Genomic DNA, 25,825 nt, shown 5'->3' on the forward strand with positions numbered 1-25,825 from the left:
AGGCATGACGAACGCGCACACCGAGTCCGCCACCCTCCTGATCCTCGGCGCGAGCGGGGATCTCGCCGCGCGCCTCCTGATGCCCGGCCTCGGCGGTCTGCTCCATCATGAGCCCGAGCGTCGGGTGCAGCTGGTGGGCGCGGGCACCGAGGAGTTCGACGACGAGGCCTGGCGGGCGCACGTCGCCGAGTCGTTCGCCGCCGTCGACGCCGTGGGTCCCGCGGTCGACGCGCTCCTCGAGTCGACGGTCTATCGCACGGTCGATGTGACCGACGCCGAGCAGATGCGGACGCTCCTCGACGAATGCGATGCGCCTCCGTCGATCTACTTCGCCCTGCCGCCCGCCATCACCGAGAGGTGCTGCGCGGCGTTGGCCGAGCTCGACCTGCCCGAGGGCACGGCGCTCGCGCTCGAGAAGCCGTTCGGCACCGATCTGGCGAGCGCCGAGAAGCTCAACCGCGAGGTGCTGAAGCTGGTGCCCGAGGACCAGATCCACCGCGTCGACCACTTCCTGGGGCGGTCGACGGTGCTGAACCTGCTCGGGCTGCGCTTCGCGAACCGGCTGATCGAGCCGATGCTGAACAACCAGCACGTCGAGAGCGTCGAGATCGTCTACGACGAGGAGCTGGGCCTCGAGGGGCGGGCGCGCTACTACGACCACGCCGGCGCACTGGTCGACATGATCCAGAGCCACCTGCTGCAGGTGATGGCGGTGCTGACGATGAACGCACCGGCGACGTTGACGGCGGCCGACCTGCGCGACGAGAAGGGCCTGGTGCTGCGGGCGACGCGGCTGTGGCAGAACGACCCGGTGGCGAACAGCCGTCGGGCCCGCTACGTCGCGGGCACGATCGACGGGCGCGAGCTCCCCGCCTATGCGGACGAGGAGGGCGTGGACCCGTCGCTCGAGACCGAGACGCTGGCCGAGGTCGTCGTCGAGGTGGCGAACTGGCGCTGGGCGGGGGTGCCGATCCTGCTGCGGTCGGGCAAGGCGGTGGCCTCGAGGAGGCGCGAGATCGTGATCACGTTCCGTCCGCCCGCGCACGTGCCCGCCGAGTTCGAAGGCGGAGGGACGCCCGACCGCCTGCGCATCGCGATCTCCCCCGACGAGATGTCGCTCGAGCTCAACGTCAACGGACCCGGTGACGCGTACGACCTCGGGCGGGCGACCCTGCACGCCGACTTCGGCCGCTCGGACCTGACCGCCTACGGCGAGGTGCTGAGCGGGATCCTCGACGACGACCCGACGCTGTCGGTGCGCGGCGACACGGCCGAGCAGTGCTGGCGCATCGTGGACCCGGTGGTGGCGGCGTGGAACGCGGGCGAGGTCGAGCTCGACACGTACCCGGCCGGATCGGCCGGGCCGGATTCGTGGCCGGCGGGCGCCTGCCAGGACGAGCCGGCGGTGCGCGCCGAGCAGACGACGCCGGCGGCGCAGCGGCCGGAGTAGGCGGGGGCGGGCCTCACGACCTCAGCGCGGCAGCGCCACGTCCGTCTCGCGCTCGAGCGCCGCGAGCACCGCGTCCTGGAAGCCCTCGTCGCCGACCGAGTCGTGCGGCCGCTGCTGCTCCTCGTGGAACCAGTACGCCCCGCTGACCTCGCCCAGCTCGCCGAGGGCCAGCAGCCGCTGCGTGCGGTGGCCGAGCTCGAAGTCGTCCGGCGCCCCCGCGCCTCCCATCTTCGTCGCCACCCAGCCCGGGTCGACCGCGTTGCTGTGCAGAGCGGGCAGGAGGCGCGCGACGGCCGCCGAGAACGCCGTCACGAACAGCTTGCTGTCGGAGTACGACCCCGTCTCGCGCGACCCCGCCCAGTCGACGTCGCCGAGCGCCGATGCGCTGCCGCCCTTGTGCATCCCGCTGCTGAGGTACACGTGTCGGGTGGGCGCCGTGACGAGCGCGGTCAGCAGGTAGGGCGCGACCACGTTGACGGGCATCATCGCCGCACCCCTGATCAGCCCGGCGTTGTGGATGATCGCCTCGAGCGGGGTGTCGAGGCCGTTCAGCTCGTCGGCGAGCGCCGTCACCGCGTCGCGGTCGGCGAGATCGGCGACGACGAGTCGCGCGCCGCGGTCGACGAGCGGCTGCAGCACCTCGCCTCGGGAGGCGCTGCGGGCGTGGACGACGACGTGGTGCCCCTGCTCGAGCAGGGCTTCGGCGGCGCCGCGGCCGAGGCCGTCGGTCGAGCCGGTGACGAGGATGTGTGCCATGTCCCGATCCTGGACCCCGCGCCTCCTGCCGTCCTGGATCCGTCCCCCGGGTCCGTCCCGGGCATGAGCGGGTCGTCCTCTCGAGGGATGCGAGGCGCCGCCGCCCTGCCCGAGACTCGGCTCATGCCCTCCGACACGACTGACCCCGCCCCCGCGACGGACGGCAGGAGGCGCGGGTCGAGCCGTCGCAGCACGGTCGCCCTGGTCGTCGGCCTGGCTCTCGCCGTGCCCGCTCTCGGCATGGGCGCGCTGGCCTGGCTGATCGCACCCGACCCGGTCGTCACCACGGTCGTCGACGCCCAGGGGCGCGAGACGGAGCTCGACTGGAGCGAGCATCCCGGGCGGTTCGACCTCACGGCCGACGAGTCCCTCGCGGGCCCCAGCCTCGAGGAGGGCGTCGCCGAGGGCGAGGAGATGGTCGACGAGATGAAGGCGGCGCTGACCGAGCGGTTCTCGCTGACCTGGGTCGCGCCTCCTGCGGGCCGGTCCGACGACGACGTGGCGTTCCCGACCGACAACGGGTGGGGCGGGCCGTCGCTGCTCGAGGTCGTGAACCTGCCGACCGAGCAGACCTCGTCGGTGCCGCGGTCGTGGGCCGAGAAGGAGGCGGCGGTCGCCATCATCGGCGAGGTCGCCGCCCGACACGGCTGGTCGGAGCCCTGGTTCGACGACGAGCGCTGGCCGCAGCCCGACGCCGACCGGCTGGCGCAGACGGGCGGCACGACGCTGGACGAGCAGGTCGTCGTCTCCGGTGGCATCGAGGGGCCGACGGGGCAGTGGCTCTGGTTCTCCTTCCAGGACCTCTCGAAGGACGACGCCGAGGGCACCTTCGCCGAGAAGTCCGCGGACGTCGCCGACGCCGGCTGGGAGACCGACACGATCACCCTGTCGTACGGAGCGGACGGGCTGCTGCCCGAGTCCCGCCGCGCCGAGTTCGAGCGCCGCGCCCAGCAGTTCGCCGGACAGGTGCTGCCGGAGGCGCACGAGGACTGACGAGGAGCGCGCGGCTCGCACCCGGTGGCGCGCGCCCCTCTGCCGACCCGGTGCCCTCGGTTCTCCGGCTCGACCGGGTGCAGTAGCCTCGGCCTGACGGGCAGGGGGCCTGGGGCGGTGGGGTTCAGCACGTGACCGACGACGAGCGACAGCACGGCGATCCGCCCGACCTCTCGACGCTGCCGCCTGCCCTGCGCGGTGGCGGGCAGCGCGGGCCCGAGAGCCGCGGTCCGCTGACGGTCGGGCGCTCTCTCGGAGCGGTCGCGGCGGGCGCCGGCGCCGGCGTCCTTCTCGTCGTCGTGGTGGTGATCGTGGCGTTCGTCGCGTCGCCGGGAGGCTTCGAGGGTCTCGGGGTCGTCCTCCTCGCCCTGCTCGGCGGGGTCGTGGCGGGCTGCATCGTCGCGGGGATCGTGGTCGGGGCCATGGTCGGTCGGGATCCGCGCGGCGGCCGGTTCACGGGCGTCTTCTCGGTCGTCCTCGCCCTGCTGCTCGTCGCGTGGCTGGCTCTGGCGGTCGCCGGTCTCTCCGGGCGGCTCGTCGGCACCGCGGCCGACCTCGATCTGCTCGGCTGGGTGCTCGTGCCCCTGCTGTGGACCCTCCCCGCCGCAGCCGCCGGCGTGGTGCCCTCGAAGTGGATCGGCTGGGTCGCCGGGGCCGGGATGCTCGTCGCGGCGCTCCTCCTCGTCCTCCGCGAGCTCACGTCGACGTGAGCGGCCCGAGTCGCCCGAGTCGCCAGCGCTCCCGCTCGACGCACGCACCCGTGACCGCCCGAAAGGTGCTCGACATGAAACCCGTCGTCTTCATCGTGTCCGTCCTGCTCGCCAGCGGCTCGGTACTCGGCAGCACGATCCTGCTCGTCTCCGTCGGGCCTCCCGTCGCGGAATGGACGCTGGTCCCGGCCCTCGTCGGCTTGATGATCGTGATCTTCGGACCGTTCACTCTCGGGTCCCTGCTGGCCACCTGGGACTTCAGACGCGACGACGAGAGTCGACGGCTTCTGCGGAACTGGGCTGTGGGCATCGGCGTCTTCGAGATCGCGGCCGTCGCGACGATCGTCTTCTACGCCGTGGTGAACGGGACTCCTGCGTGGCTGCCCGTCCTCTTCGCCGCCGCGTGCGTGCTCCTGACCGTCGTCGCGGTCGCCGTCGGACCCGCCCTGCTGAGACGCGATCTCGCTACGCGCCAGGACAGGCCCGAGTGGACGCCCCTGTCCCGGCTCGACATCAGGCGCAAGGTGATGCGCATCACCGTCACGTTCGGCGCCGTCTTCATCCTCGGATCCATCGCCGCCCTCGTGCTGATCACCTCGTTCGGAGACCCCTCCGAGGACATCGGATTCGCTCTCCTGGCGGTTCTGGCGTCGTCGTTCCTCGCAAGCGGCCTCGCGAGCATGATCGTCTCGTTCCCCCTGAACAGTGAGCTGCGGGAGACCACGGATCACGACGCGGCACTCCTGAGGAGAGTCGGCAAGGCGGTGCTGGCCCGGAAGCCTTCCGAACTGGACGCCTCCGAGCTGCCCGCGGCGACGCACTACGCCCACGTCACGAGCGTCCTCCTGCCGTTCCAACTCGCCTTCTTCGGTCAGCTCTACGCCGGGCTCATGATCCAGCAGGTCATGCAGCTGACGACGAGCGAGGACCTCGTCCCGCTCGTCCTCCTCCTCGGGCTCGCCGCCGTCTTCATCGCGATCGCGCCCCTCCTGATCATCCGGATCCGCCGGGCCCGTCGCTGGGTCCGGGAGCACGCCGACCTGACCGCGACCGCCCCTGGCGACGTCACCGCGAACCGGCGAGCCCTGACAGAGGATCGGCCCGATGACATCACCGCGGAGACCGGACGAACGGATAGCGTCGACGGATGAGCAACGCAGAATGGGAAGACCGCGTCGCCGCGCTGTGGGCTGACGAGACCGTCGACGACCAGCAGCGGATCGGCCGCATGGAGGCCCTCGCCGACGAGGCTCCGCACCCCGCCCTGGGCGAGTTCGAGCTCGGCGGCGCGTTCGATTCGGGTGGGCACGAGGTCGAGGCCGACGTCCACTACGCCGCGGCGACGGCGGCCGGACTCGACACGGTCGACCCCGACCGGGCCGCGCGGATGGTCGTGCAGCACGCCTCGACCCTGCGGAACAACGGCCGCATCGACGAGGCCATCGCCATGCTCCGAGCCGCGCCCGAGCACCCCGCCACCGGCGCGGCCCCTCAGGTCTTCCTCGCTCTCGCCCTGCACAGCGCCGGTCGCACCGACGAGGCGCTCCGCGTGGCGATCGAGGCGGTCGAACCGAGCCTCCCCCGGTACCACCGCTCGGTGAAGGCCTACGCCGCGGCGCTCACCGGTCACGAGCTGTGATCGCGCGGCTCGACCTGCCCGTCTCGGTCCGAGCCCGCGACGCGAGCCTGTTCGTCAGACGGGCGACGGGCGACGATCTCGAGGCGATCATGCGGCTGCTCTCCGACGACCCGATCAGCGCCGGTCGCGGCGACGTCGCGAGCGACGACGACCGTGCCGCCTACGCGACGGCACTCGCCGCCATCGTCGACGATCCGAGCAACGAGCTCGTCGTGGCGGTCGACGCCGCCGGCGGCGTCATCGGCACGCTGCAGCTCACGGTCATCCCCGGCATGGCACGACGCGGCAGCGCCCGGCTGCTGGTCGAGGCGGTCCGCGTCGCCAGCGCCGAACGGTCGTCGGGGATCGGAGGCGCGCTGATGCACTGGGTGACCGAGCAGGCGGCCGTCGACCTCGGCACGTCCCTCGTGCAGCTCACCTCGGACGCCGCCCGGACCGACGCCCACCGCTTCTACACGCGCCTCGGCTTCGTCGACTCGCACGTCGGATTCAAGTACGCGGTGCCGGTGCCTGGACACCCGACCCGATGAGCGTCGCTCACTGACCCCTACGCGCGCCCCGCTGCCGAGAGTCGCCTTGTTCTTCGAGGTCCGATGAGGCCGGCGACGATCAGCGTCCCGCCGACCAGCACCCCCACGATGGCCAGCAGCATGACGACCGCATCGCCGGTGAGCATCCCGCAGCCCGCGGACGTGTCGTCGTAGGGGCACGAACGCCACGGCTGGAAGACGTAGAGGACCGTGACACCGGCGGAGACGGCGGCGACGAGCGCACCGACGACGATCAGGAGCCTGCGCTTCTTCCGGGACATGCCTCTGACGCTAGACAACGACCAGTGGCCCGGCGTCCGTCGAGGAGATGACCTCTCCGTCCTCCCGGATGACGATCCGCCCCGGATGGGGTCGAGGCATGCTCGCGGTGCCGCAGTCGTCCGTGGACACGGCTCCCGCTCCTCCCCCGCAGGCGGGCGGACCTCCGGACGGAGGCGCGCCTGCGTCGCGCGACCGCCCGCCTGGTGCCGTCGTCAGGACACCGTCGCAGCCGGCAGGACCCGGCCGAACGAGATGTCCAGCCGACTCGGACCGCGCAGGAGCGGGTTGCGCCGGTAGGGAGGGGGATCCTCGACGAGGCGGACGTCCACGAGCCGGGAGAACAGCTCGGCCAAGGCGATCTGGGTCTCGAGGCGGGCGAGCGGAGCGCCGAAGCACGCGTGGATGCCCGCTCCGAAGCCGAGGTGGTCCCGGTTCTCGCGCAGGGGGTCGAAACGGTCGGGGTCGGCGAAGTGGCGTGGATCACGGTTCGCCGCCGCCCACGCGACCCAGACGGGCGACCCCCTGGTGATCGTCACGTCGCCGACGAGCACGTCCTCCAGGGCGATGTACTTCGGGGTGACCTGAGCGGGTGGTTCCAGTCGGAGCAGCTCCTCGAAGACCCGGGGCATGGTGCTCGGGTCGGTGCGGAGCCGATCGAGCTCCTCCGGGTGCCGGAGGAGCGTCAGGGCGCCGTTGGCGATCATGTTCACCGTCGTCTCGTGTCCGCCGATGAGCAGCATGATGGTGGTGCTGATCATCTCGCTGGCCGACATGGGCCCCTCGGCGCCGTCGTCGTTGACCAGCCCGGAGAGCAGGTCGCCCTGCGGTGTCCCCCGACGGACCTCGGCGAGATGGGCCAGATAGGCGCCGAGCTCGCGGGTCGCCGCCGACGCCTCCCCCTGAAGCGCCTCGGCCTCCTCGGGGGTGGTCGCCTCCGGAGGCGCGATGATCGCCATGCTCCAGGCGTGGAAGCGCGGCTCGTCCTCGTGCGGGACGCCGAGGACGTCGCAGATCATCATCACCGGCAACGGGTAGGCGAAGGCCTCGACGAGATCGACGGTGCCCGATGCCGGGAACGCGTCGATCAGGGCGGTCGCGGTCCGCGTGATGTCGGCGCGGAGGGAGTCGATGTAGCCGGCGTGGTGCGGAGGCCCGAAGTGACGCATCGTCTGACGACGCAGACGGTCGTGGACGGGCGGGTCCTGCATCACGAACGCGGCGGTGAGCCCGGGGCCGGCGTCGGCGACGTCGTCCCGCCCGGCGAGCGGATCCGAGCTGATGTGCGGGTCGTGGACGACCTGGAGGATCTCGTCGTAGCCCGTGATCAGGAACGCTCCGTCGTCGAGTCGCTGGACCGGCGCGGTGTCGCGGAGGCGCGCGTACAGGGGGTAGGGATCGTACCGGTTGTCGTGATCGAGGAAGCGGTCCCACGTCGCCGACGCAGCGGGGGAGCCACCGGCGACCGGGCAGCCGGGGCGGGGTTCGGGAGAGGTGTTCACGGGGTGGTCCTTCCATCGGGATCCGGAGTGGCGGTGTCGGGGCGGGTGACGCGCGGTAGGAGGAGCTCGACGCGCTCGGCGCCCGACGGGTCGTCGACGGTGCGGCCCTCGGGCGGGAACGCGGCCCCCGCGCCGATCTGTCGCCGGTAGTGCTCGATCCACTTGACCTGGTCGAGAGCCGTGGCGCCGACCATCCGATCGCCGGCGCCGTAGACGGCGACGAACGCGCGTCGCCGGGTGGACCCCTGAGCTACCACCACGCGGTCCGCCGCGTCAGGGGTCCCCACGGACTTGATGACGTGGCCGAACTGGTTCGACCAGAACACGGGGACCTCCTCGTGTCGGGCATGGCCGTCCGCGCGCATGTTCCCGGCGGCGACGGTGGCCTGGCCGACGGCGTTCCCCCAGTGCTCGACGGAGATCCGGCGGCCGTCGCCCGACGGGTGCGGGGAGGCGGCGACGTCCCCGGCGACGAAGACGCCGTCGACGACGGTGCCGTCGGGGGCCAGTGCGCGGAGTGACGCGTCGCAGTCGACTCCGAGCGGCCCGACGGACAGACCCGACCCGTCGAGCCACTCGGTGTTGCGGAGGGCGCCGATCGCGATGACCACCACGTCGACGTCGAGTTCCGCGCCGTCCGAGAGAGTGGCGGCCGCGACCGCTCCGTTCTCGTCCGAGTGCAGGCTCGAGACGGTGAGGCCCGACCGCAGGTCGACGCCGTGCTCGCGCTGCACCTCGGCGAGGACGCTGCCGAAGCTCTCGCCGAGGGCCCGGGCCAGTGGTGCCGGACCCCGATCGACCAGGGTGACGGGGATGTCCAGGCGTCGGCAGGCCGACGCGATCTCGGATCCGGTGAACCCTCCGCCGACGATGAGCACGCGCCGCGGTCCCGCGTCGAGGCGGGCGCGGAGTCGCGCCGCGTCGTCGGCCGTCCGGAGGGTGTGGACGCCGTCGAGGGCTGCTTCTCGAGGGACGGGCCACGGCCGGGCTCGCGTCCCGGTGGCGATCAGCACCCGGTCGTAGGGCACGGTGTCGCCGTCCGCGAGGGTGACGGCGCGTGCCGTCACGTCCAGGCCGGTCGCGCTCACGCCGAGGCGCCATTCGACGTCGAGGTCGGACGCCCGGGGAAGTCGGGTTCCCGTGGCGGAGGCGGTCCCGAGCAGCACCTGCTTCGACAGGGGCGGACGATCGTAGGGTTCGTCGGTCTCGTCGCCGATGAGGGTGATCGATCCCGTGAACCCCTGCGACCTCAGGGTCTCCGCCGCGGTCAGGCCCGCCAGGGAGGCTCCCACCACGACCACGCGATCGGTCTCGGTCAGCACCGTCGGAGTCGCGACCCCGGGCATCGGCCTCCGCTGCTCGCCGTCGAGCCGGATGGCCTGCACCGGGCACGCCGCCGCGGACTGCAGGAGGCGCGCGCGGGACTCCTCGGACGGCTCGGGGTCGTAGACGAGGGCTTCGTCGCCCTCGAACCGGAACACCTCGGGCGCCAGGAACGCGCACTGCGCGTAGCTCTGGCACCTGGTCATGTCGACGGCGATTCGCATGGTCTCTTCCTTCGCGTGGGGTGTCGGGGATGACGTGGGGGCTCAGTCGAAGGTGACGACCACCTTGTCGGCGGCGCCCGGCGTCGCAGCGGCGACCAGCGCCTCCTGAACGTCCTGGAACGCGTAGCGGTCGCTGACGATGACGGCGTACCTCTCCCAGTTCTCGACGATGTCGGCCGTCACCTCGAAGATCTCCGTCGGGTAGCCCATCGACGTGACGATGGTCAGCTCGGCGCCGAGCAGCTCGCCGAAGTCGACCTCGACGGGGTCCTTGTGCACGCCGACGATCCCGACGACGGCGCCGTGACGCGCGACGGAGAAGATCGTGCGCAGCACGGGAGCCGCTCCCGTGGCGTCCAGGTAGACGGTGCTGCCGGCCTTCCGCACGCCGCGGCGCGCGGGGCCCTCGCCGTGCACCTCGACGAGTCGCTCGAGGACGTCGTCGACGGAGGAGTCGATGACGGCGTCGGCGCCGATGCGGGTGGCCTTCTCGAGCCGTGACGGGACGACGTCGACGACCACGACGCTGTCGACCCCGGCGGCCATCGCGCTGATGGCGACCCCGAGCCCGACCGGGCCGGCGCCGAACACGACGACCCGGTCGCCGGGGCCCGCGCCGGTGCGGTTCACCGCGTGACGGGCGACGGCCATCGGCTCGTTCAGCGCGGCGACCTCGAACGGCACGTGCTCGGGCACGGTCAAGAGGCTGTGGCCGAGGACCGCGTCCTGCACGAGCAGGTAGTCGGCCAGCCCGCCGGTCGTCCCTCCGCTGCCGATGATGCCGGTGGGGGCGACCATCGGGTTCACCACCACGTGGTCGCCGACCGCGACGCCCTCGACGTCGGATCCGACGACGACGACCTCGCCGGCGGGTTCATGGCCGAGGGGCGTCCGACCCTCGAGGCCGGGGAGGCCGCCCAGCGAGACGTAGAAGCCGTCGGATCCGCAGATGCCGCAGGCACGCACCCTCACCAGCACGTCGGTCGGGCCCGGCGTCGGCACGGGGGCCTCCACGAGATCGACCGTGCCGGGGCCGGTGACGGTGGCGACGTGCATGGTCGCGGGGACGGGGGTGGCGATCGTGGTCATCGGTGTCTCCTCTGAGGTCGTCGCGGGCACTCGCCCTGCGTCCCCTCGAGTCTCGGTCGACGGCGCGGTCTCGACGTCGTCCTCCTGGATCGACCCGAGCTGCTGCGATCGCAGCAGTTCGAGACCGGCGTGCCCGACGCCGCACGTGTCAGCTGGGCAGGATCCCCGCCCGCACGGCCAACGAGACGAGCTGCCCGCGGTCGGTCGCGCCGACCTTGGCCATGGCGCGATTCGCGTGGGTCTTGACGGTGAAGGGCGACAGGTGGAGGCGGGCGGCGATCGTCGCCCCGTCGAGCCCCGAGACGATGGCCTCGACGATCTCGCGCTCCCGCGGAGTGAGCGTGGCGACGAGGTCGGCGACGGCACGGTCGATCACGACACCCCGGTCGTCGGCGACGTGATCGACGACGACCCCGACCGCGTGATCGGAGAGCGCGCGGCCTCCGGCAGCGACCCGCCGGACCCCGTCGGCGATCTCGGCCGGGCTCGCGCTCTTGCTGAAGAACCCGTCGGCCCCGGCACGGAGGGCGCGCAGGACGTTCTCGTCCTCGTCGAAGGTCGTCACGACGAGGATCCCCAGCTCGGCGGCCGGCCGGAGCAGACGGACGCGGCGGACGGTCTCGACCCCGTCGATGCCCGGCATCCGGAGGTCGACCAGCAGCACGTCGACCGCGGTCGTCGCGAGCGTCTGCAGCGCCTCGAACCCGTCGGCGGCCTGGGCGACGACCTCGAGGTCCTCCGGCGCACCGACGATGGCGGCGAGACCGGCGCGGATGATGTCCTGGTCGTCGACGATCATGACCCGGATCACCGTCGCGCCTCCTCGAGTGCTGCGTCCGTCGAGGGCGCGTCGGCGGGCAGGACGGCGCGAAGCCAGAACACCCGACCCTCGGTCCAGTGCTCGACCCGGCCCCCGACCGATGTCGCACGCTCCGTCATTCCGATGAGCCCGTGACCGCCGGGGTGGTCGGGCCCGGTGGCGGGTCCTCCCCCGTCGGCCCGGACGTTAGCCGCCTCGATGAGCACGGCCTCCGCGATCTCGACGCGCAGGGACACCTGACCGCCGCCGTGCTTCAGGGCGTTCGTCAGCGCCTCCTGCACGATGCGGTGGACGGCCGTGCTGACCACCGGGGCGAGCGGGCGGTCGAGCCCCCGCAAGGTGACGTCGACGACCAACCCGGCGGACCGTGCGGACGCGACGAGGGCGGGGACGCCGGCGTGGTCGGGCGGGGGTTCGAGATCGGACGGGGCATCGCCGCGGCGCAGGACCCGCAGCACCTGCTGCGTCTCGACCAGGACGGCCCTGACCGCGTCACGCGCGGACTCGAGGGAGGCGCGGGTCGCTCGATCGTCTTCGCTCACGGTCACCTGCGCGGTGCCGAGGTGCACGCTCACGACGGCGATGTGGTGGCCGATGCTGTCGTGCAGGTCACGGGCGATGCGCACGCGCTCCTCCGCGACGCTCCGGTCGACGGCGGCTCGCCGGTTCTCGATGGCGTCGTGCGCCCGCCCCTCGAGCTCGGCACGCCACCTCAGGTTGGAGCGCACGGCGCTGCCGGCCGCCGCGGCGGCGACGCCGCACACCGCCGCGATCGACGCGGTGGGCCTCTCGAGACTGACCTGCCCCTCGTGGAGGGCGACCGCGACGGCGCTGGTCACGCCGACGACCGAGCCCACCAGGACGGCGGGGAGGCGGCGGAGACTCTGGAGGAACGCCACGAAGACGGCGATCGACCAGGCCCCCGTCGGGTCGGCACCTCCCAGTGACGCCACGATGCCGGCCAGCGAGACGACGACGAGAGCCACGACGGGGCGACGCCGGAGCAGACCGACGCCGAGCACCGACAGGAGGCCCGATGCGACGGCCGGGACCACCGGTCCGTCCTGGAAGAGCGGCGCCACGAGGTTCACGACGAGGGCGACGAGGACGACGACGAGGACGACGCGTTCGGCGAGACGGACGCCGGCGGGAGAGGGCACGTCCCGATCCTGGCAGGTCGACAGGCGGGGGCCTACAGCGATCGCAGCAGATGGGGACGATCTCTCGGGACGACGGAACGGGGAGGCCTGGCCAGGAGTCTGGACGAGACGACGGACCGGACCCGCCGGACCGTCGGACAGGAGACGACCTCATGGACAGCATCACCGCCGCGGCCTTCGCCGCCTCCGCCGACGCCGAGCCGGCCACCCCGTCGTTCACGGCCCGGGAGTACGCGACCGTCCGCGTCCCCGCTCGCCACGAGCAGCTGCACCGCGACACGTACAGCGCCTTCGGCTGGACCGTCGAGGCCTGGGACGGCCCCGCCGCGTCGATCGTGCCCAGGACGACGACGTCGACCTTGACGCTCACCCGCGACCGAGCTCTCCGCGGTCGACAGGCGCTGGGCGAGCTGCAGCGTCAGGCCGAGGGCGCTCTGCGCCGCATCGACGCCCTCGAGCGGTCGCGCTCCGCGCGAGCGACCGCGGTGGCCGTCGCCCTCGGTCTCGTCGGCGCCGCCTTCCTCGCCGGCTCGGTGTTCCTCCTCGACGACGGCCCCTCCTTCGTCTCGATCGGGCTCGGCGTCAACGGTCTCGCGCTGTGGGCGCTGGCCTGGCCGGCGCACCGGCTGACGGCGGCCCGACGCGCCGCGCAGGTCGCGCCTCTGCTCGACCGCCAGTACGACGCGGTGTACGACGCGTGCGAGCGCGCCGCCGCGCTGACCCGCTGATGCGCCGGCTCCTCGGCGACCGCGAGGTCGTCCACGCGGTGTCCACGGTCTCCCCCGGGGCGGACTGACCGTGCCCGCGCTCCCCCCGATCGGTCGTGCCGACGCGGTCGCGCTCTTCCGCGACCAGAGTCGACGCGCCGTCCTCTTCACGATGCTGTCCGTCCCGGCGGCGACGGCGCTCGCGGTCGGCAAGGGCGCGCTCTTCGTGCTGGCTCCCTCGGCCTCCCTGCTCGGCACGGTCCTCTTCGCCGTCGGGGTGATCGCCCTCAAAGTCGAGATCATCCGGTGCCATGTCGTCAGCCGACGCGCGGAGCTCCGGGCCGCCGCGGACGGGCCGACCGGACCCGCAACCAGCGCTGTCCTGCACGAACGCACCTACCGTCTGACGGGCATCGTGCTCGTCGCCCTCTCGCTGATGTTCGTCGTGAGCTTCCTGCCCCTGGTCACGGGCTCCGCCGAGCAGACCAGGTACGACAGATGGCCGGCGATCATCCTCGCCACGGTGACCTTCGCGGAGATCGGCCTGGCCGTCCATGGCGTCGTCTCCGCCCGGCGCAACCGCGACCCCCTCGCCGAGGCGGTCAAGCTCACCAACCTCGCAGCCGGCTTCGTGCTGCTCACCCTCGCCCAGTCGGCCCTGATCTCCCTGGAGCCCGTCACCGATCCCGGACCGGCCGGTCCGTTGAGCGGCGTCGCCTTCGGTTCGCTCCCCGCCGCCGTGGGCGTCAGCATGCTGGTGCGGTCCCGGTCACGGTCGAGGGCGTCGTCCCGGACGGCTGACGATCTCACCGACGAGCGGAGGGTCGGCGCATGAGGCGCCTCCTGGTCGTCGTGTCGGCCGTCCTGTCCGGTGTCCTCGTGGTCGGCGTCGTCGGCGCGGCACGGTACCGCGCCGACACACGTCGGATGCAGCATGACCCCGCAGTCCAGAAGCTCCTCGAGCGTCACGCGCGGAGCGAAGGAGAGCCGTCCACGAGTCGGCGACTACGCGGGCGGTGAGCCCACTCGGCGGAGGCCCGTCAGGTAGGCCGTGAGGACGCGGGTCGGATCGACCGGGCCGGCCCCCGCGGTGCGGTACAGGAGCAGGGCGTCGATGAGCCCGACCATGTCGACGGCGGCCTCCTGGAGGTCGGCCACGCCGATGGCGTCGAGGATGGCGCGCGCCGTGTCGATGAGAGCGAACCTCACCGGGTCGGCGGCCGTGAGCGGCCCGCGGAGCTCATCGTCGCCGCGAAGCTCGAACAGGAGCGCGAAACGCGCGGCCTGTGCGTCCTCTCGCCGCGCGATCTCATCGAGAAAGGCACTCGCGATCTGGACGGCTGTCGCGTCCTCCAGCGAGGCCGGGATGGAGAGCTCTCGCAGGTCCGATGCCAGCTGCTCGGTGATGTGGGCGACGACGAGACCGGTCAGCTCGCGACGAGTGCGGGCGTAGTAGGTCGTCGAGCCCGCGGGGAGACCCGCTTCGACGTCGACGGCCCGGTGGGTGAGCGCCCGGATGCCGTCGCGAGCGAGCAACCGGACGCCCGCTTCGGCCAGCTCATCACGTCGTCCCATGCCACTCTCCCTGAAGATCTCTCCGATCGTAGTAGCCTCTACAGAAGTAGAGGAATGAGGATGGCATGCGGGTGGCAGTGATCGGCGGCGGGGTGTCCGGGAACGCGATCGTCCGAGCGGTGGAGGCACGGGGGTGCTCCGCCACACGACTGTCGCGCTCGACCGGGTTCGACGTGCTCCGGGACGACGCGCGGGCCGCACTGGCGGGTGCGGACGTGATCATCGAGGCGACCGGGCGCTTCACGACGAACCGGAAGAAGGCGACCGCCTTCTTCACCGGGTCGACCCGCGCGCTGAGTCTCGCCTCCCGGGATCTCGGCGCACGACATGTGCTGCTGTCGATCGTGAACTGCACGCGCCCCGAGGTGCAGGGGTACGGGTACTTCGCCGGCAAGACCGCGCAGGAGCAGGCCGCGCTGGCCGCGAGCCCGGACCTCACCATCGTCAGATCCACTCAGTGGCACGAGTTCGTGCACCAGAACCTCGAGCGGATGAAGGTCGGCTCGATCTCACTCGTGCCCGGGATGACGATCGCTCCCGTGGCCCTCGAAGCCGTGGCGTCGGTCCTCGCCGACGTCACCGTCGCCGACCGCACGGACGCCGTCATCGAGATCGCCGGCCCCGAGACCACCACGTTGTGGGAGATGACGAAGGCCGCGACGCACGGCTCGATCACCCCTGTGCCGGTGCGCATACCCGGACGGCTCGGGCGAGCGTTCCGAGACGGCGCGCTCCTTCCCGGGGCGCACGCGGAGGTCGTCGGCCCCCGTTTCCGAGACTGGCTCGCCGCGCAGAGCTCCTGACTGGCGCCTGTAACGCGGGACACCCGGCCGGACACTACTCAGTGTGATGAACGATCAGGACGACGGCCCCCTGTGGGAGCGGGCGCAGGAGAACGACGGTGAAGCTTTCGCCGTGCTCTTCGACCGCCACCGAGCACGCGTCTACCGTCGTGCGATGAGCCTGACCGACGGCGTCCATGACGCCGAGGACGTCACCGCCGCAGCCTTCTACGAGCTGTGGCGGAAACGGAAGACCGTCGACGTCGTCTCGGGGTCCGTGCTGCCATGGCTGCTGGTCACGACGGTGAACCTCAGCCGGAACCACCGGCGGGCCGCGACGAGATACCGATCGCTTCTGCAGCGGCTTCCGCGAAGCGATGAGCTGATCCACGCACGAGACGACGAGCAGATGGAGCTGCGCGCACGACTGACGACGTCCCTCGCGGGACTGTCCCCCGCGGATGCAGCGCTCGTCGTGCTGACCAGCCTGGAGGACATGCCGGTCTGGCAGGCGGCTCAGGCCCTCGGCGTGAAGCCCGCTACCGCCCGAGTGCGGCTCCATCGCATCCGACGACGACTGCGCGACGACCTCCACGATCTCGACCCCACCCCGAGGACCAGCCCGGAAGGCATCTACTCATGAGCCACGACATGCAGCCCGAGACGTCCGCCGCGATCCGAATGGAACTGGCGGCGCTCGGCACACGGGCCAGCAGCCTCCAACGCCACCAGCGTCGCGCACGGGTGACGGCTTCGCTGGTGGGGGTAGCGGCCGTGGCGCTCACCACGAGCGCCGCAGCTCTGTTCGTCGCGAACGCCCCAGGAGCCACGGTCACGTCGGCTCTCGGAACGACGACGACCGCCACTCACACGGGTCCGGCACTCGTGGACATCGGGGCCGCTCCGGCGACCGCGGGCGCCGTGATCATCGACGTCACATGCCTGAACAGGGTCGGCGTCGTCCAGGTGCCGACCGACGATGGAACATCGACGAGCGGCATCGACTGCTCGGTCAGCGACTCCGGAACCATGCACGTCACCGACGGGCAGCTGCCCGACGGCGGCACGCAGTTCAGCGTGAATGCGTCTCCCGGGACGACGTGGCGAGCCACCCTGCAGTACGCGAGCTCCGTGACGTCCGAGTGGGGCGTGAACGCCCAGGGTCAGACGTACGGGATCGAGAATCGGCAGGGACATCCCGACCTCGTGCCGTACACCGCCGACAACGGCCGGAAGGGATGGGTCCTCTGGGAGAAGACGTTCGGAGCGGACCGAGTCGGCACGGTCGACGTCTACGAGACGGACGGCGTCACCGTGATCGGGCGAGCGACCCCACCTGTCGGCACCCTGCCGGAGGTTCCGCTCGACCGAGGACTGATCGACGACCTCGAATCCGTCGAGACGGCCGTACCGTCGCCCAGCTCCACCCCGTGACGCGCGTCCATCCTCGGTTCCCGTCCACGCGTCACGGCATCGCCCCCGGCGTCGACGCGTGTGCCCCCTCGCCGCCGCTACGGTGATCCCGTGCTCTCCACCGGGATGCGCGAGGCCGTCCGATACCGTCCAGGCGGGAGCGAGCGTTCGCGGCTGAAGGCTCGACTGAACGCGTACACGGACGTGTAGCCGACGTCGGCGGCGATCTCGTCGAGCGTGTCGTCCGTGTCCCGGAGGCGATGCGCGGCGAGGTCCATCCGCCAGCGGGTCAGGTACGCGCCGGGCGTGGTCCCGGCGAAGGCCGAGAAACGACGGACGAGCGTCTGCTTGGACGTCGCGACCTCACGCGCCAGGGCCTCCGTCGTCCACGGGTGCCCGGGGGCCTCGTGGATCCGTGTGACGGCGCGCAGGAGGAGCGGGTCGCGGAGAACGCCCCACCACGATGCGTCGATCGTCGGGGAGGAGGCCAGCCAGGTGCGGAGGATCTCGATCAGGAGGACGTCGACGAGGCGGTCCAGCAGGAGGTCGGTCGCGAGACCCGGGTGGGAGATCTCCCTCCCCAGGAGCCGGACGACGTCGGTCAGGGTCGGACCGAGCTGGTGGGCGCCGAGGTGGACCACCGGTGGGAGCAGTGCGAAGACGGGAGTGCTCCCGGCCGGATCGTGGGAGTAGGAGGCGCCGAGCACCTGGGTCTGCACGTCGCCGTCCCCCAGGCGCAGGACGCCGCCGTGGCGGCGGGCGTCGGCGGCGGCGGCCACGTCGCACGAGTGGATGTCGGCGCCGGGCTCGCTCGAGAGGGAATGGGCCGCACCTGCGGTGAGGATGACGACATCGCCGGTCATCAGCAGGCGGGGGGCCTCTCCGTCGAGAGTCAGCCAGGCGATGCCGGCGGTGACCGCGTAGACGACGGCGTCCCGGTCACGGAGCCACTCGACGCCCCAGTCGCCACCGGCGGCGATGCGCGCGCCGGCGCTCCCCCGCACCCCGGACGCGTCGAGCACCTCGGAGAGAACGTCCATCCCCCCAACCTACGACAGAGAGTGCGAAGGACTCAGGACCGGAGGGGAGGTGGTCCTCACGGACATCTTCGTGGATGCTGCGCGCATTGAGCGTTCCGCCAGCCGCTCCTAGCGTGGATCTCGACCCGAGCGCACGCCGGGACGAGAAGACACGACAGAAGGATCCACCATGAGCACCCCTGACGACACCGTCCCCGACGGCCTGATGCCCGCCGACGTCCTGGCCTCGACCACTCCGGTCGCCGTCTACGGCTTCGCCCGCGCGAAGGCCGGCAAGGAGCGCGAGCTGGAGGACGCGATCCGGGCGATCATCCCGGCGGTCCGAGCCGAGCGGGGCTACGAGCAGTACGCGGTCCACACCAGCGAGGAGCGACCGGGGTCGTTCGCCTTCTACGAGCGCTGGTCGTCCGGCCAGGACATCGCCCGCCACGTGCAGCAGCCCCACATGCAGGACTACTTCGGCAAGCTGGGCGACCTCGTCGAAGGCGACCTCGAGGCCGAGTGGCTCCGACCACTGATCGACTGACCCGGGGAGCCCGCGCCGCGAGCGTTCGCTCTCTGCAAGTAGTCCACTACCCCCAAACGGGTCATGGGCGTGGCTCCGGATGACCGTCGAGCCCGCACCCGACGTGGGCGGAGAGAGACGGCCCTCATGAGACGCGCAACCACCCTCCTGGCCTCGACCGCGGCTGCAGCCATCGCCCTCGTCGGCGTCACCCTGTCGCCCCTGAGCCAGCCCGCTCCTGCGTCGGCTGCGCTGCCCCTCGGCCTCGGTGACGGCCTCTCGCTCGGTGGGACGTCCGGCACCGACGCCGTCAGCCTCGACGCTGCGGGCCTCGGCCTGGGCGTGGGCCCCGATGGACTCGACCTGGGACTCGACGCCCTCGGCAACTCCGTCGACGTCGGTGCCGGGCCCGACCAGGGCCTCAGCCTGGCGGCCTCGCTCGACACCGCGAGCTTCCCCGTCTCGGCAGCCTTCTCGGCCCTTCTGCCCGAAGCCTCACCGCCCGGGGCGAACGACTTCTCGTGCGTGCCGACGGCAGCGCACCCCGACCCGGTCGTGCTCGTCCACGGCACCTTCGAGAACGCGCTGAACAACTGGGTGCAGCTCTCCAGCGACCTCGAGGCCGACGGATACTGCGTCTACGCCCTGAACTACGGCGGACTACCCGGCGTCGCGGTCAAGGGCATCGGCGACATCCCCACCAGCGCAGGGCAGCTGTCGACCTTCGTCGATGGCGTCCTCGAGGCATCCGGCGCCGCGAAGGTCGACCTGGTCGGCCACTCGCAGGGAGGCATGATGCCCCGCTACTACCTGCAGGAGCTCGGAGGCGCGGCGAAGGTCGACCAGCTCGTGGGCCTGTCGTCGTCCAACTACGGCACGAGCTTCAACGGGGTGCTGCCGGTGGTCGCCGTGCTCCCCGGGGGAGAGGCGCTGACGAGCATCCCGTGCGCGGCGTGCGTCCAGCAGCGTGCGGGCTCTGACTTCCTCACGGCGCTCAACGCCGGAGGCGACACCGTTCCGGGTGTCGAGTACACCGTGATCAGCACCGTCTACGACGAGGTCGTCACCCCGTACACGAACACGTTCCTGCGCGACCCGGGGGCGACGAACATCACCGTCCAGGACCACTGCGCCCTCGACACCACCGACCACCTCGGCATCGCCTACGACCCGATCGCCCTGCAGTTCGTCCGCAACACCCTCGATCCCGCGACCGCCGTCACGCCCACGTGCCAAGCCGTACTCCCCCTCGTCAGCTGACCGGTCATCGATCGGCTGTCGGGCAAGCCGTCGACGCCCGGCGGAGGATTGGAACCTGACCAGGTAGCCGTCCGGATCCTGGACGAGGAACTGCTGCACGCCGACTTCCTCCTCCACCCGCACATCGACGGACCCATCGTCGTTCCTCGAGTCCCGTTCCGGGGTCGGTCTGGCTGTCCCCGTTGGGGTGGAAGCCGTGCTTGGAGTAGAAACGCTGCGCTCGCTCATTGAACGAGAACACGAGCAGGTGGGCGTCCTCATCCTCGAGCGCCGCCCGAAGCAATCGGGCAGCGACACCCGTGCCGTGCGCTCGCTCATCGACGTAGATCGTGGACAGCTCCAGCGCCGGCAGCCCATCGACGGCCTGGTCGGCACGTGTGGTGCTGGCTACGCCGAGCAGGACGCCGTCGTCAGACAGGGCCATCAGCACTCGACGAGAGCCGTCGGCGATGCGTTCTGCCCAGCGAGTGGCCCGGACCTGAGCGGTCGCCGAGTCGAGGAACTCGTCCGGGGCGATGCCTCTGTACGTCTGCTCCCAGCAACGCGTCTGAAACAGGCCGATCGCTTCCGCGTCGCTGGTCTCGGCCTGAACGATCTGTGTCACCCCTCCAGTGTGGCGCGCCCGAGAGACGATCACGACAGAGACACCGACGCGGTGATGGAAGCCATCTCGCCGGTCATTCGCCGGACGGATCGCGCCGGTATTGAGAAGCGACTCAGCGTTGCGCAGCGGGGCGCACGACGATCTCGTTGATGTCGACGTCGGGCCTCTCGGCCACCGCGTAGGAGACGGCGCGGGCGATGGCGTCGGCGGAGATCGACTCGGCACGGTAGACGACCATCGCGGCGGCGGCGGAGGCGTCGCTGATGGTCGAGGCGAGCTCCGACTCGGTGACGCCGGGCGAGACCGTCGTCACGCGGATCCCGCGCGGCGATTCCTGGCGGAGCCCCTCGGTGATCGCTCGGGCCGCGAACTTCGTGCCGCAGTAGACCGCAGCCGTGGGCGAGACGTCGTACGCCCCGACGGACGCGATGGTCACGACGTGGCCGACGCCCTGGTCGAGCATGGTCGGCAGCGTGGCCGCGATGCTGTGCAGGAGGCCCCGCACGTTGACGTCGATCATCCGGTCCCACTCGTCGACGAGGCCCGCTGCCAGAGGCGACAGCGGCATGACGCCGGCGTTGGCGACGAGAACGTCGATTCGCCCGAAGTGTGCCAGTGCCGCCGCCGCGAACCCCTGCACCGAGGCGAGGTCGCTGACGTCGAGAGGAACCGCCGTCGCCGTGCCGCCCGCCTCCTCGATCTCGCTGACCAGCATCTCGAGGCGGTCGATGCGCCGGGCTCCGAGCACGACGGGGTGGCCGGCCGCGGCGAGACGGAGCGCCGTCGCGCGCCCGATACCGCTGGAGGCACCCGTCACGAGGACGACCTTCCGCCGGTGCAGCACCATGCCCGCGTGGTGCAGGACATCGTCCCTGAAGTCGCCGTCTGCGGTGAAACCGGTGTCGTCGCGGTAGTCGATGTGGTCGCCGTCGACCTCGTAGCTGCCGACGTAGGCCGCCTCGCGGTCGCCGCGGGCCTCGACGTAACGGCCGTCGGCCCGCAGCTCATGACGGATGCGGCCGTCGGCCGGGGCGAGAGGTCAGCCCCGGAGCAGCGGTGCTCGAGGGCATCGCCGACGGGCTCGACCTCGAGGGCGACGAACGCGACCACCTGTTCGCCTTGGCGGGTCTGGTGACTCCGCCGCGACTCCCCCGCGTCGCGACATCGACGACGCCCGCTCTCGGGCAGCTGCTCGACTCATGGTCCACGCACCCCGCGTTCGTGATCGACCCGGCGCACGACGTCCTCGCCGCCAACGCCCTGGCCCGAGCGGTGTACGCACCCTTCGAACGGTTCGACAACCTCGTGCGGATGACCTTCCTCGACCCGGCCGCGCGGCACTTCCACACCGATTGGGCCCGAGCCGCGGATTCGACCGTCGCGAGCCTGCGGGCGGCGACCGCGGAGTTCGGGGGTGACCCGGGCCTCCTTCGCCTGGTCGCGGACGTGAACGACGCGAGCCCCGACTTCGCCGAGCGGTGGAGCGCGCAGCGAGTCCAGCGCAAGACGACCACGGGCAAGCGGTTCGAGCACGACGATGTCGGGCGACTCGAGTTCGACGCCCACACCTTCGCCGTCCAGGGGTCGCCGGGCCTGCAGCTCGTGGTCTACGGCTGCGAGGCCGGCTCGGCGACGGCAAGCGCGCTGGTGCTGCTGTCCTTGGGCACCGACGACACATCGAGCATCCGCCAGGGACACCCCGGCTAGCGACGCCCCCCGGAGGTGGAGTCAGCCGAGGATCGCCTGCATCTGCTGGTAGAACGCCCTCGGGTCCGCACTCAGCGAGTCCTTCACCATGCGGCTCCAGGCGTCGACGACGACCTCGATCTCACCGGCGGCCACGCCGTCGAGCGCGGTGCGCGCCACGTCCCGCGGGTCGATCTTCGGGCCGTCGTAGCCGGCCATGATGTCGGTGTCGGCCGCGCCGAGGTGCACGCCCTGCACGAGGGTTCCCTGGCCGGCGAGCTCCAGCCGGAGCGCGTTCGTCATGTTCCACTCGGCGGCCTTGGCCGCCGCGTAGCCGCCCGAGCCGGGCGCCGCGAACCAGGACAGCGCCGACAGGATGTTGACGATCCCACCGCCGCCGTTCGCGGCGAGGACCGGAGCGAAGGCGCGGATCACGCCGAGCGTGCCGAAGTAATGGGTGTCCATCTCGCGGCGGATCTCCGTCATGTCGCCCGTCAGGAGACCTGCTCCGGTCGAGATGCCGGCGTTGTTGACGACGAGAGTGACGTCCTGTGCGACCTCGGCGGCGGCGCTCACGGATGCGGGGTCGGTGAGGTCGAGGCGCACCACCTCGACCCCGGGGAAGTCGATGGCCTCGGGTCGGCGCGCGGTCGCATAGACCTTGCGGGCGCCGCGCGCGAGGAGCTCCTCGACGAAGGTGCGGCCGATGCCGCGGTTGGCGCCGGTGACGAGGGCGACCTGATCCTGGATGTCCATGCGTGCTCTTCCTCCTGCCGCCCGAGCCGGATGCGTGGTGCGGCATGGCCTACGCTAAGAGTTGACGTCGACGTGAAGGGCAAGTCCCTTCGTCCGATCGGCACCCGACGTGATCGACGGGCCGCACGGCCAGGGAGAAGACGCATGCTGCGCATCGGCGATGTGGCGACGAGAGCCGGCGTGAGCACGCGGGCGCTCCGCTACTACGAGGAGCAGGGGCTGCTGCCGGCCGAGCGCACCACGAGCGGCCAGCGCATCTACCCCGAGGCCGCGATCGAACGCGTGCAGCTCATCCAGCGCCTGTACACGGCGGGGCTGCCGAGCCGCACGATCCTGCAGCTGCTGCCGAGCGTCGACACCGGCGTCGCCGCGCCCGAGGCGATGGCCCTGCTCCACTCGGAGCGCGACCGCATCGCCGCGGATATCGCCGAGCTCGAGCGGGCCCGCGAGGAGCTGTCTCGCGTCATCGACATCTGTCTGAATCCGACGCCCGAGCACTGCCCGGCGCTGCGCGAGGGCGGACCGGCGTACGAGGGCTCGCACGCGAAGGCCCTCGCGGCCTGAGTCGCAAGACGCTCCAGCGGGTCCGACGACCGGCGTCCGCTACGGCGTTCCGTCCACCACGCCGACCGAGCGGCTGCCGATGGCGTCGACCTCGCGGCACGCGAGGCTGAGCGAGGGCTCGGGCAGTTCGTCGGGCGAAGGCCGCTCGCAGGAGAGCTAGGTGAAGCCCGGCCACCTGTTGGGATGAGCGAGACGCTGAGCGAGCCGGAGACCTCGAGGGGCTGGCCGTCTGCTCGAAGGTGTGTGGAGCGGCAACCGCGCCCCTGAGGGGGGCCCGGTTCATCGACACCGCCTTTTCGCGGTCCGGGATCGTCTGCCGGGCAGAACCGGGTTGCCAGCTAACGACGCGGTCGCTGAACCCGGTCGTGCCAAGGGAAGCCGCGCAGGAGGCGGTCGAGTGGACGGAGGCGGACCGGTTCAGGCCAGTGCTCGGCTCGGGGTGCATCTCCACGATGATCCACATCGTTCACCGAGTCAGCGGGCCTGAGCGCTCTCGCGTCAGCCTCGGCGAACCACCCGCGTTCTTCGAACATGACGACCTCCGTCGGTTGCAAGAAGCATCCCAGCGGGATGGGTCGCGGTCAACGACCGTCTAGTGAGACGGCCCGGGAGCCTGGGACGAGGCCCCTTGCAACCGCGGTGACAGCGGCCCTACTTGCGAGGGACCGTGACGCTACTTGGTGTCGATGTACCCGATCGGGTCGGCGGCTCGCCGGAGAGCGTTCCGGGCCGAAGGCCAGGCACCCTCATCGACGTGGAGAGCGGTGCGGAGGTAGGCAGCGCTCATGCGCTGGACGACGGCGACCCGTTCGGGGTTCTCGTCGGTGGTCTCGGCCACTTCGTAGCCGACGATGCCGCCCAGGGCGTGCTCCGCGCCGTGCAGGGTGAGGAGGTCGGTGGCGCCGGGGCTGTGCGTGTAGGCGTCGGTGAACCAGTCGGGTCCGCGGCTGGACATCTTGGACTGGTCATGGTCGCCGGCGACGACGAGAGTCGGGGTGCTGAGCTCCGCGAACGACGGGCGCATGAACGGGAAATTCGCTTTGGCGAACGGGTGCAGATCGTCACCACCGAGCCCGGTGGCGGCGAAGAGGATGCCCGCGGTCACGCGACTGTCTGACATGTCGCCTCCGACGTGCCCCTCCTCATCGACGATGCGCGCGCCGAGGAACGCTTGGGCGGTCTGGCCGCCCCAGGAGTGGCCCGTAGCGGCGATCCGGTCGCGGTCGACGCGGCCGGCGAGACCGGGGACGGCCGCCTCGATGGTGTCGAGCTGGTCGAGGACGCGAGTCAGATCGGCGATGCGCTCGGTCCAGATCGAGGGGAAGACCGGGTGGTCGAACCCGAACCCGTTCCGCCGCGAGTCGAGGTGCGTGGGCTGGACGACGACGAAGCCGCGTGAGGCCCAGAAAGCGGTCAGGGGCGCGTAGCCGTCGAGGTTCCAGCCGTTGCCGTGTGAGAACACGACGACCGGGAGGTCGCCTCCCGTGGCGGGTGCCGACACGCGGACCTCGAGCGGGACGGCGCGCCCCCGGGCCGACAGGGTGACCGGCGCGACGGAGACGACCGGGTCGCCGCCGCCGCCGATCTCGTCCAGTGCGGTGACGAGTGATGAGGACATGGAGAGTGCCTTTCGTGGGGGGTCACGCTCTGCGATACTGCTTATCGGAGCAATGCTCCGCAACTTTACGGAACATCGTTCCGTTAAGCAAGAACCGATTCATCCGATCGAGGAGGCGCCATGCCCGACACGCAGGACGGCAAGGCCACAGCCGCGCCGTCGAGGCCGGTAGGCCGCCCCCGCCGGAGCCAGCAGGCCCTTCTGGACGCGGCTGCCGAGGTGTTCGTGGAATCCGGCGTGGACGCTCCCGTACGCGAGATCGCGACGAAGGCGGGCGTGGGGGTCGGCACCGTCTACCGGCACTTCCCAACCCGGTCTGAGCTGGTCGTCGCGGTCTATCGTCACCAGGTCGAGGCCTGCGCCGAGGCCGGGCCGCGACTCCTCGTCGAGAGCGCGACCCCCGAGGATGCGCTGCGCACGTGGGTGGCGCTGTTCGTGGACTTCCTCGTGACGAAGCACGGCCTCGCCGACGCCCTCCACGGTGACGCCGCCGGGTCGGACGCACTTCACGCGTACTTCGTGGGCCGGCTCGTACCGGTCTCCAGTTCGCTCCTCGCCGCGGCGCGCGCCGATGTCGGCCCCACCAACGACGAGCCGGCCCTAGATGGGTACAACCTCCTCAAGGGCGTCGGCAACCTCTGCATCGGCGCCGCGAGCGACTCCGGCTACGACGCCGATCGACTCGTGCAGGCCCTGATATCTGGCGCTCTCACCCCCTGAGACAGCGCAGCTCCAAGGCCCCCGCTAACCCATCCTCTAACGTACAAACGACTTTGAGATTGGGGCGCATAACGCCGACGGACAATCCCGGCCTGCCGCTAAACGGCGTTGGCTCCGCCA

29 protein-coding genes are annotated in these 25,825 nt (G+C 71.5%); 16 read left to right on the forward strand and 13 right to left on the reverse strand.

Annotated features, from left to right (window positions below; translation table 11 throughout):
• Positions 1 to 4: 4 nt before the first annotated feature.
• Positions 5 to 1,450 (forward strand): glucose-6-phosphate dehydrogenase, encoded by a 1,446-nt coding sequence (locus FFA01_RS09165; protein WP_146855321.1) that lies wholly within the window; start codon positions 5 to 7, stop codon positions 1,448 to 1,450.
• 21 nt (positions 1,451 to 1,471) lie between these two features.
• Here the strand turns inward: FFA01_RS09165 and FFA01_RS09170 are convergent, their stop codons facing one another.
• Positions 1,472 to 2,206 carry an SDR family NAD(P)-dependent oxidoreductase gene (locus FFA01_RS09170; RefSeq protein WP_146855323.1) on the reverse strand — a complete coding sequence of 245 codons (735 nt, stop codon included), beginning with the start codon at positions 2,204 to 2,206 and terminating at the stop codon, positions 1,472 to 1,474.
• Positions 2,207 to 2,329: 123 nt separating this feature from the next.
• On the opposite strand from FFA01_RS09170, the gene FFA01_RS09175 reads away from it, so the two are divergent.
• The 5 genes from FFA01_RS09175 to FFA01_RS09195 all read left to right on the forward strand — a co-directional run bounded on the left by FFA01_RS09175 (position 2,330) and on the right by FFA01_RS09195 (position 6,078).
• Positions 2,330 to 3,199 carry a hypothetical protein gene (locus FFA01_RS09175; protein WP_146855325.1) on the forward strand — a complete coding sequence of 290 codons (870 nt, stop codon included), beginning with the start codon at positions 2,330 to 2,332 and terminating at the stop codon, positions 3,197 to 3,199.
• Between the two features lie 131 nt (positions 3,200 to 3,330).
• Entirely contained in the window at positions 3,331 to 3,909 is a 579-nt protein-coding gene (locus tag FFA01_RS09180) for a hypothetical protein (RefSeq protein ID WP_146855327.1), read from the forward strand.
• A gap of 50 nt (positions 3,910 to 3,959) precedes the next feature.
• Positions 3,960 to 5,060 (forward strand): hypothetical protein, encoded by a 1,101-nt coding sequence (locus tag FFA01_RS09185; protein ID WP_146855329.1) that lies wholly within the window; start codon positions 3,960 to 3,962, stop codon positions 5,058 to 5,060.
• A complete protein-coding gene (locus tag FFA01_RS09190; protein WP_146855331.1) occupies positions 5,057 to 5,548 on the forward strand; it encodes a tetratricopeptide repeat protein in 492 nt (163 codons plus the stop codon). The genes FFA01_RS09185 and FFA01_RS09190 overlap by 4 nt, the downstream gene beginning before the upstream one ends.
• On the forward strand, positions 5,545 to 6,078 hold the full coding sequence (locus FFA01_RS09195; RefSeq protein ID WP_146855333.1) for a GNAT family N-acetyltransferase: 534 nt from the start codon (positions 5,545 to 5,547) through the stop codon (positions 6,076 to 6,078). Before FFA01_RS09190 ends, FFA01_RS09195 begins: the two co-directional genes overlap by 4 nt.
• Before the next feature lie 17 nt (positions 6,079 to 6,095).
• Here FFA01_RS09195 and FFA01_RS09200 read toward each other — a convergent pair whose 3' ends face one another.
• The 6 genes from FFA01_RS09200 to FFA01_RS09225 form a co-directional block, all read right to left on the reverse strand.
• Positions 6,096 to 6,359, reverse strand: coding sequence for a hypothetical protein (locus tag FFA01_RS09200; protein WP_146855336.1), 264 nt, complete (start codon positions 6,357 to 6,359; stop codon positions 6,096 to 6,098).
• Between the two features lie 213 nt (positions 6,360 to 6,572).
• Positions 6,573 to 7,859 carry a cytochrome P450 gene (locus FFA01_RS09205; RefSeq protein ID WP_146855338.1) on the reverse strand — a complete coding sequence of 429 codons (1,287 nt, stop codon included), beginning with the start codon at positions 7,857 to 7,859 and terminating at the stop codon, positions 6,573 to 6,575.
• Complete coding sequence (locus FFA01_RS09210) at positions 7,856 to 9,406, reverse strand: FAD-dependent oxidoreductase (protein WP_146855340.1); 1,551 nt, start codon at positions 9,404 to 9,406, stop codon at positions 7,856 to 7,858. Before FFA01_RS09210 ends, FFA01_RS09205 begins: the two co-directional genes overlap by 4 nt.
• Before the next feature lie 42 nt (positions 9,407 to 9,448).
• The gene (locus FFA01_RS09215; protein ID WP_208720883.1) at positions 9,449 to 10,495 is read right to left on the reverse strand and encodes a zinc-dependent alcohol dehydrogenase; all 1,047 of its coding nucleotides are present in this window, start codon (positions 10,493 to 10,495) and stop codon (positions 9,449 to 9,451) included.
• Between the two features lie 148 nt (positions 10,496 to 10,643).
• Positions 10,644 to 11,306 (reverse strand): response regulator transcription factor, encoded by a 663-nt coding sequence (locus FFA01_RS09220; RefSeq protein WP_146855342.1) that lies wholly within the window; start codon positions 11,304 to 11,306, stop codon positions 10,644 to 10,646.
• Entirely contained in the window at positions 11,303 to 12,475 is a 1,173-nt protein-coding gene (locus tag FFA01_RS09225) for a sensor histidine kinase (RefSeq protein WP_167627331.1), read from the reverse strand. The genes FFA01_RS09220 and FFA01_RS09225 overlap by 4 nt, the downstream gene beginning before the upstream one ends.
• Before the next feature lie 152 nt (positions 12,476 to 12,627).
• Here FFA01_RS09225 and FFA01_RS09230 point away from each other — a divergent pair, with 152 nt between their 5' ends.
• Complete coding sequence (locus FFA01_RS09230; protein WP_146855346.1) at positions 12,628 to 13,203, forward strand: hypothetical protein; 576 nt, start codon at positions 12,628 to 12,630, stop codon at positions 13,201 to 13,203.
• A gap of 70 nt (positions 13,204 to 13,273) precedes the next feature.
• Positions 13,274 to 14,017: a hypothetical protein gene (locus tag FFA01_RS09235; RefSeq protein WP_146855348.1), complete on the forward strand. Its 744-nt coding sequence runs from the start codon at positions 13,274 to 13,276 to the stop codon at positions 14,015 to 14,017.
• Positions 14,018 to 14,187: 170 nt separating this feature from the next.
• Here FFA01_RS09235 and FFA01_RS09240 read toward each other — a convergent pair whose 3' ends face one another.
• Positions 14,188 to 14,757 (reverse strand): TetR/AcrR family transcriptional regulator, encoded by a 570-nt coding sequence (locus tag FFA01_RS09240; protein ID WP_146855350.1) that lies wholly within the window; start codon positions 14,755 to 14,757, stop codon positions 14,188 to 14,190.
• 65 nt (positions 14,758 to 14,822) lie between these two features.
• Here FFA01_RS09240 and FFA01_RS09245 point away from each other — a divergent pair, with 65 nt between their 5' ends.
• Genes FFA01_RS09245 through FFA01_RS09255 form a run of 3 tightly spaced genes read left to right on the forward strand, consistent with a single transcriptional unit; the run spans position 14,823 to position 16,973 of the window.
• Positions 14,823 to 15,560 (forward strand): SDR family oxidoreductase, encoded by a 738-nt coding sequence (locus tag FFA01_RS09245; RefSeq protein ID WP_146855352.1) that lies wholly within the window; start codon positions 14,823 to 14,825, stop codon positions 15,558 to 15,560.
• A gap of 46 nt (positions 15,561 to 15,606) precedes the next feature.
• A complete protein-coding gene (locus tag FFA01_RS09250) occupies positions 15,607 to 16,182 on the forward strand; it encodes an RNA polymerase sigma factor (protein WP_146855354.1) in 576 nt (191 codons plus the stop codon).
• Positions 16,179 to 16,973: a hypothetical protein gene (locus FFA01_RS09255; protein WP_146855356.1), complete on the forward strand. Its 795-nt coding sequence runs from the start codon at positions 16,179 to 16,181 to the stop codon at positions 16,971 to 16,973. The genes FFA01_RS09250 and FFA01_RS09255 overlap by 4 nt, the downstream gene beginning before the upstream one ends.
• A gap of 77 nt (positions 16,974 to 17,050) precedes the next feature.
• On the opposite strand, the gene FFA01_RS09260 is transcribed toward FFA01_RS09255, so the two are convergent.
• A complete protein-coding gene (locus FFA01_RS09260; protein ID WP_146855358.1) occupies positions 17,051 to 17,992 on the reverse strand; it encodes an AraC family transcriptional regulator in 942 nt (313 codons plus the stop codon).
• A gap of 169 nt (positions 17,993 to 18,161) precedes the next feature.
• On the opposite strand from FFA01_RS09260, the gene FFA01_RS09265 reads away from it, so the two are divergent.
• Positions 18,162 to 18,518 (forward strand): putative quinol monooxygenase, encoded by a 357-nt coding sequence (locus FFA01_RS09265; protein ID WP_146855360.1) that lies wholly within the window; start codon positions 18,162 to 18,164, stop codon positions 18,516 to 18,518.
• 126 nt (positions 18,519 to 18,644) lie between these two features.
• Positions 18,645 to 19,757: an esterase/lipase family protein gene (locus FFA01_RS09270; protein ID WP_146855362.1), complete on the forward strand. Its 1,113-nt coding sequence runs from the start codon at positions 18,645 to 18,647 to the stop codon at positions 19,755 to 19,757.
• Positions 19,758 to 19,761: 4 nt separating this feature from the next.
• Here the strand turns inward: FFA01_RS09270 and FFA01_RS15915 are convergent, their stop codons facing one another.
• Positions 19,762 to 20,361, reverse strand: coding sequence for a GNAT family N-acetyltransferase (locus tag FFA01_RS15915; RefSeq protein ID WP_167627332.1), 600 nt, complete (start codon positions 20,359 to 20,361; stop codon positions 19,762 to 19,764).
• 112 nt (positions 20,362 to 20,473) lie between these two features.
• Complete coding sequence (locus tag FFA01_RS09280; protein WP_146855364.1) at positions 20,474 to 21,376, reverse strand: SDR family NAD(P)-dependent oxidoreductase; 903 nt, start codon at positions 21,374 to 21,376, stop codon at positions 20,474 to 20,476.
• A gap of 41 nt (positions 21,377 to 21,417) precedes the next feature.
• Here FFA01_RS09280 and FFA01_RS09285 point away from each other — a divergent pair, with 41 nt between their 5' ends.
• Positions 21,418 to 22,068: an MmyB family transcriptional regulator gene (locus tag FFA01_RS09285; protein ID WP_146855366.1), complete on the forward strand. Its 651-nt coding sequence runs from the start codon at positions 21,418 to 21,420 to the stop codon at positions 22,066 to 22,068.
• Positions 22,069 to 22,089: 21 nt separating this feature from the next.
• On the opposite strand, the gene FFA01_RS09290 is transcribed toward FFA01_RS09285, so the two are convergent.
• Positions 22,090 to 22,803, reverse strand: a complete 714-nt coding sequence (locus tag FFA01_RS09290) for an SDR family oxidoreductase (protein ID WP_146855368.1) — start codon at positions 22,801 to 22,803, stop codon at positions 22,090 to 22,092.
• Positions 22,804 to 22,947: 144 nt separating this feature from the next.
• Here FFA01_RS09290 and FFA01_RS09295 point away from each other — a divergent pair, with 144 nt between their 5' ends.
• On the forward strand, positions 22,948 to 23,367 hold the full coding sequence (locus FFA01_RS09295; RefSeq protein WP_146855370.1) for a MerR family transcriptional regulator: 420 nt from the start codon (positions 22,948 to 22,950) through the stop codon (positions 23,365 to 23,367).
• Positions 23,368 to 24,040: 673 nt separating this feature from the next.
• Here the strand turns inward: FFA01_RS09295 and FFA01_RS09300 are convergent.
• Positions 24,041 to 24,985, reverse strand: coding sequence for an alpha/beta hydrolase family protein (locus FFA01_RS09300; protein ID WP_146855372.1), 945 nt, complete (start codon positions 24,983 to 24,985; stop codon positions 24,041 to 24,043).
• 120 nt (positions 24,986 to 25,105) lie between these two features.
• Here FFA01_RS09300 and FFA01_RS09305 point away from each other — a divergent pair, with 120 nt between their 5' ends.
• The gene (locus FFA01_RS09305) at positions 25,106 to 25,705 is read left to right on the forward strand and encodes a TetR/AcrR family transcriptional regulator (RefSeq protein WP_146855374.1); all 600 of its coding nucleotides are present in this window, start codon (positions 25,106 to 25,108) and stop codon (positions 25,703 to 25,705) included.
• The last annotated feature ends 120 nt before the right edge of the window (positions 25,706 to 25,825 follow it).

This window comes from Frigoribacterium faeni (assembly GCF_007988805.1).
GTDB lineage: Bacteria > Actinomycetota > Actinomycetes > Actinomycetales > Microbacteriaceae > Frigoribacterium > Frigoribacterium faeni.